This is a genomic window from Microcystis sp. M_QC_C_20170808_M3Col (genome assembly GCF_007095505.1).
Lineage (GTDB): Bacteria > Cyanobacteriota > Cyanobacteriia > Cyanobacteriales > Microcystaceae > Microcystis.
On record NZ_SFBY01000393.1, the window covers coordinates 1 to 5842 of the forward strand.

Consider the following 5842-nt stretch of genomic DNA (forward strand, 5'->3'; position numbering starts at 1 on the left):
AGTTAACAATCTTTTAGAATCAGAAGATAGGGAGGTATTTATGGCTTTATCTCAATCTTATTTAGAGTGGAAAGAGGCGACCAAACGAGAAGGACTTCAACAAGGACTTCAACAAGGACTTCAACAAGGACTTCAACAAGGACAACGACAAATTATTGAAAATTTAATGCAAGTGAGGTTTGGAGAATTGGATGAGTCTTTGATAAAAGTTATTGATGAGTTGCTCAAGTTATCACCGATGGAGTCTAGTCGTTTATTATTGGAGTCTTCACGGGAAGATTTAATCAGACGATTCCTCTCTGAATAAATTAATTATATCTGGCTTGGTTCAAAAAACGACTGAATTGATAACAGGGGCAACATGGAAGAATTGTTAGAATTAAAGGATTTACTTTTAGCAGGAAATGTTCCCGATGCCTTGCTCCTGGTAGAGGAGATGACAGAAATGAGCAAGGATGATAAGCTCAATAAGATTTTTAGCTTTAGCATTATTGTTTTATTACATCTGATTAAACAGCAAGCAGAACAACGCAGTACACGCTCATGGGAAACCTCTATTTCTAATTCTGTTAGACAGATTCAAAGAAGTAATAAACGACGTAAAACTGGAGGAAATTATCTAACAATAGAAGAATTAAAAGAAACCCTAGATGATGCTTATTCTTCCGCTTTAAGACAATCGGCATTAGAAGCTTTTGAAGGTATATATCAACCAGAAGAAATTGAAGCTATGGTTGATAAAAATGAAATTATTAACCAAGCATTAGAGTTTATTTTAGGATAGGAGAACTGCACAGAATAATCAGATAGCTAATTAAACCAGTTCAAAATTTTGTTCCACATAGATGATATAGATGTGGTAAATTTATTCCAAATATTATCAAATTTATCCCAAATGTTTTCATCTGGAATAGGTACTGGTCGTTCTTTTGGAGGTTGTTTAGTGAGTTTATCCCAATCTGTTGGAGGTGGTGTTTTACCCGTGTCAAATTTATCCCAAGCACTTGATGAATTGGTTTCAAATTTTGTCCAGGGATCTGAAGATGTTGTATTTTTTGGACTGGTAGTTGAAAAATCCCATCCTTGACTTGAGGGAGGAGGGTATGGGGATGGAGTAGAATTATTAGATGTAAAACCCCAATTAGTAGGATTATTAACTACAGGAACAGGTGAAGTAACGATTGGAATAGGGTTAGTAGGAGGCACAAAACTCCATTTAACTCCTGTGTAATTGTTGACTAAATTTTCAAGAGGTTGTAGGTTTTCAATATTTGATTGTTGACAAAATTTCTCTAATTCTTGGGTAAAATACACAATCTCAGGAGAAAGATTTTTAAGTTCTTTAAAAATCTTGGATGAATTAGGTTTAATTAGGTCTTTTTCGGAAAATAGCAGTCTTTCCTCTGGTTGTATTTGTTGCCAATATTCGGGATATTCTGATAGAACAAGCAATGATAAATAAATCACCATTTCTGAAAAATAGTCAGCTTTTGGACTTAATTTAGATAACTTATTTCTGTTAGGATGTTGATAACCAGGGAGTCCGTTAATATTGTCGGTTGCGTTGCTTAATTGAGGAACATATAAAGTATCATAATCAATTAAACATAGATCACCATTTTTACGCACTCTAATATTATCGTGTTGTAAGTCTCCATGAGAAATATTATTTTGATGGAGAATTTTAACCATTTCTAAGAATTTTTCGGCAAAGTTACGGATAGAAGTTGGGTTATTAATATTATTAGATATAAATTCTTTAAAGCTAATTCCTTCAACCCATTCCATTCTAATAATGGGAAATCTGTGTCCATTGACGAAAATTCCTTGTTCTTGGTAAGCAAAATCAACAAAATAAGGAAGTTGAACTGTTTTAAGATAGGCATCAATCGCCTTATAACGAATTTTTAGATCTCCTAAATCTTCTATCCAACATTTAAGGGCATATTTTTTAGGATTAGTTTGAATTTCATAAACAACGGCTTTTCCGCCATTATGAGACAGTAAAAAGTTCTGATTTTGCTTTTGCTTAACAGGCTTTCCTTTTTGTAAAATACCATCGTATATAAATCTATCAGGGGATTTTACGAATGTTTCATAGTCAGTTCTAAGCGGATATTTCATTTTTTGATATACCCCACAAATGTAAATTTAGACCAATTGGGAAGGGAATCAAATTCAAGTTGTTTAAACTTTGATGGTTCGCTTAATTGTCCAAAAACACCCCCTTCAAGTTCACCAGGATAGATTCTCAGATTTGTATTGGGTTGTATTTCTATTTCATTGTTTGCACAAGTAGAACATTGATTCAATATTTCTTGATTAGCATAAAGATCAATCTGAAATTTAATCCATTTGTCTCCTTCTTCTAAAATTAAAACCTGAGATGAGTCAGATAAAGCAGGAATAATAATTTCTTGAAAAGTTTGATCTTTGTAGATTTTATTTCCTTTTTCAAGGTTCATATATTTAGGTTTATATTCAGTGACTTGACTAGATGAATTTGAATTGCTTGATTGTTCAGTTTTCATACTATTTATTATGGTCGCAGTGGAGAGTATAGTTAAGAGTATATTTAAAGGAATAAAAACAAGGAGAAGATTACGGATTCCATCTATTCCTTTAATTACGGGTGGTCTGTCTTCTCTCGGTTGACGACTTGAAGAAGAAGCTCCTGTCGAATTGCGGTGCATCATGGGTAAAGATGGCAGAAATTTTAATAATGTTTGTAGATTGGATCTTATTTTGGCAAAACCAGAAGTATCTTCTAAATTTTCAGCAGGAGTATTGTCTTTAGGTTCTTCTTCTACTTTTGAAGAATTGTTTTTATCTTCTTTAGAATGCTGTTCAGTTCCATCACTTGAAGAGGAAATGACATGAGAATCTCCTTGATTTTGTTTTATGGGTTGTATAGACGGACTGAGGATTTTACAATCACTGACTTCTAAAATCATTAAAGTGACATCATCATTTTTCATTTTTATTGTGTCATCATGTCTAGCAAATGCTACAAAATTCTCAAACTCCTGTTCTGTATTAATTTTAAGTAAAGTTGTTAAAATATCTCTTTGCTGTTCTGTATATTTAAAAATATATTCAGCTAGAGCGTCAGTTGCTAGTACAAAATAAAGCTTATCTGAATGTTGTTTGTATTTTAATTCGATGTCTAAAAATTCTGGCTCATAATCATCATTATTTTTAGAGCGACTTCCAAAATATCCAGGTCGATTATTAAAATCCGTTGAATTTTGCAATAAATGGGTTTGAATTAATTGATTTTGATTTCCCTTAAAAATAAACAGACAGCTATCGCCAACAATTGAGATTTTGGCTTGATTTTCAATAAATTGTAACCCAATAAAGGTAGATGTTGCTGATTCAAAACGATTCAAACGATTTTGAATCTCAATCGAAGCAGGATTATGATCGCTTTTTGCTATTTTTAATTTGTTTCTAACTTCTTCTAACCATTGTCCCTGAATTGGTTTAAGCCATTCTTGCCAATTTTCTTTATCAATATTGGGATTTTCACAAAAATAATCAACAAGAAGTTTTGACCATATGCTTGAGTAAAATGATTGAGTTGCACCATCGGCGATCGCAAAACAATTCTTAGCTTCATTATAGCTAAAATCATCTTGACAACTGGTCATGGTTTCCATCTCTTTATGAGTTTTATAACTGAATCGATGGATGACTGATATATTCTGATTAAGTACCATAATTAATGACAATAACTTTAGCGTAATGCTCCTTGAGAACCAAATTGAAGAAGTTTAATCAGTGCTTCAGCATCAGCATTAAAGATAAAACCTCTGGCCTTAGGTTGAACATTAAAACCCGCATTTTTGGCACTCTCAGCAAGAGGATCAGGAAGCACACTGGAAATATCAAACAAAAAGTTAGCAAATTTATTATTGCTAAAACCAGCATTGTCACTAGGTAACTCTATTTTCCCTGCTGATGCGTTAGAAATATGAGCATTCAAAACAATCACGTTACCGTCATTTGTTTTAAGTTGTGCTAGTTTTTTCGCTTCAGTAGTAGCAGCATTAAGATCATTAGGTTCTCCATCGGTTATATTAATCACAACAGGTGGAAAGCTATCGGGATGATTAGAAATAAATTTTTCTACCCCATTATAAGCCTGTTTAAAGGCTTCAGCCATTGGTGTTCCATTACTTGCAGTCGGGTTCACAAACACTCGCATTACTTCATCCACTTCAACCAACCCACCTGCACCATCAGAGACTTTTCTCTTACGGGTTGTTGTATTGGGATTTTTAGCCAACTCTGAGGCTTTGTCTAGAAATAGTATATTAATACTTGCTCCATAGCCAACCACCGCCACAAAACATCTGTCTTTAATCTCATTACCCGATGAACAAGCAGTGATAATTTCTCCGATGACTCGATTAACGGCTAATGCTGCAAACTCTGCTTTATTTAAATTGGTGTATTTATCTGACATTGAACCTGACTGATCAATCATAATGAGGATCAATCCAGGCTTGGCGCTACTCAGTAGTTCTTGATACATAACTTAAAGATTACTTCATTGATTTTTGAAAGGGAAAAGATGATCATGTCACCGCAAAATGGGCTATGATGACAATCTAGCAAGCAAATAGGACTAATTAGCTTGATTTACCTAACATCTCAATATTGTAGCGTTTGATTTTAGTACCAAAGTAGGCTTTGGTACACAATTTATAGGTAGGTTATGGTACAGTCTTAGTCCCGTTTGGTATAATATATTGGATTAACCCTCTAATTTTTTAAACCCAAATGACTAATATTGATAAGATTCTACAAGATATTGATGATTTAATGTTTGAGAAAGTGGAGTCTCATCTGACACCAGTACAAGAAGCAATCTTGACGGGGGTTTGGCAAGGTCAAAAATATTGGCAAATTGCTCAATCTTTTAATGGTTGCAGTGAATCTCATATTAAAAAAGAGGCTGCTAACTTATGGAAAAAGTTGGGTAAGGTATTAGACGAAGATGTTAATAAAGATAATTTACGATCCAAGTTAGAAAGAAAATATCGGGTTTCTCAAACTTCTAATTTTGTTCATTGTTTACAAGTTAATCAAGGAAATATTCATATTTGTGATCAATCTCTACAAACAATTAATAATGGAAAAAAAACAACAAATTTTTTACGCAATGACGATCAATCCCCCATAATTGACTTAACAAAAGCACCTGAATTAAGGTATAACTATGGACGTAACTTAGAAATATCAACCCTAAAAGAGTGGCTAAATAATAAAACTCGATTAATTACCATTTATGGGTTAAGTGGAATTGGGAAAACAGCTTTAACCCTTAAATTAGTTTCAGAAATTGCCCCACAATTTGATTATATTATTTATCGCAGTCTGGAAAATATTCCTCAATTAATCGCTCTCAAAGATGATCTAAAACAGTTTTTCACCCAATCTCTATCAACCCCCTTACCTGATATAATAGATTATCTAAGCTCCTATCGTTGTTTAATTATTCTTGATGATGTACAGAATATTTTTAAACAGGGTGAATTAGCAGGTAAATATTTAACCGACTGTCAGGATTATCATAAATTTTTTCAGCAAATTGCTACCACATCTCATCAAAGTTGTCTAATCTTAATCAGTTGGGAACAACCGAGAGAATTTATTACTTTAAAATCAGATAAATTGAGAAGCTTATATCTTCAAGGGTTAGATTCTCAAGCTGAAGAAATTTTCCAAGAATATAGCTTAAAAAATCAGGAAAAATGGTCAGAATTAATTACCCTTTATCAAGGTCATCCTAGCTGGTTAAATATTATCACATCAACTATTGTAGAACTATTTA

5 protein-coding genes and 1 pseudogene are annotated in these 5842 nt (G+C 33.1%); 3 read left to right on the forward strand and 3 right to left on the reverse strand.

All coding sequences use genetic code 11. The features are described from left to right. A pseudogene (locus tag EWV84_RS18215) lies at positions 1-307 on the forward strand (hypothetical protein); the annotation flags it as partial. Positions 308-361: 54 nt separating this feature from the next. Further along, positions 362-784 carry a DUF29 family protein gene (locus EWV84_RS18220; protein WP_287079168.1) on the forward strand — a complete coding sequence of 141 codons (423 nt, stop codon included), beginning with the start codon at positions 362-364 and terminating at the stop codon, positions 782-784. Between the two features lie 26 nt (positions 785-810). Here the strand turns inward: EWV84_RS18220 and EWV84_RS18225 are convergent, their stop codons facing one another. The 3 genes from EWV84_RS18225 to EWV84_RS18235 are packed head-to-tail and all read right to left on the reverse strand — an operon-like array spanning position 811 to position 4540. Further along, a complete protein-coding gene (locus EWV84_RS18225) occupies positions 811-2124 on the reverse strand; it encodes a protein kinase domain-containing protein (protein WP_287079170.1) in 1314 nt (437 codons plus the stop codon). Next, positions 2121-3722, reverse strand: a complete 1602-nt coding sequence (locus EWV84_RS18230; protein WP_287079172.1) for a PP2C family serine/threonine-protein phosphatase — start codon at positions 3720-3722, stop codon at positions 2121-2123. The genes EWV84_RS18225 and EWV84_RS18230 overlap by 4 nt, the downstream gene beginning before the upstream one ends. Positions 3723-3739: 17 nt before the next feature. Next, complete coding sequence (locus tag EWV84_RS18235) at positions 3740-4540, reverse strand: vWA domain-containing protein (protein WP_287079174.1); 801 nt, start codon at positions 4538-4540, stop codon at positions 3740-3742. A 248-nt stretch (positions 4541-4788) separates the two neighbouring features. Here EWV84_RS18235 and EWV84_RS18240 point away from each other — a divergent pair. After that, on the forward strand, positions 4789-5842 hold a 1054-nt coding region (locus tag EWV84_RS18240), incomplete at its 3' end, for a helix-turn-helix domain-containing protein (protein WP_287079175.1).

What these genes read in the sequence shown, in the direction of transcription:
- EWV84_RS18220 (WP_287079168.1), top strand. Translation starts at nt 362, where the DNA reads ATGGAAGAATTGTTAGAATTAAAGGATTTACTTTTAGCAGGAAATGTT.
- EWV84_RS18225 (WP_287079170.1), bottom strand. Translation starts at nt 2,124, where the DNA reads ATGAAATATCCGCTTAGAACTGACTATGAAACATTCGTAAAATCCCCT.
- EWV84_RS18230 (WP_287079172.1), bottom strand. Translation starts at nt 3,722, where the DNA reads ATGGTACTTAATCAGAATATATCAGTCATCCATCGATTCAGTTATAAA.
- EWV84_RS18235 (WP_287079174.1), bottom strand. Translation starts at nt 4,540, where the DNA reads ATGTATCAAGAACTACTGAGTAGCGCCAAGCCTGGATTGATCCTCATT.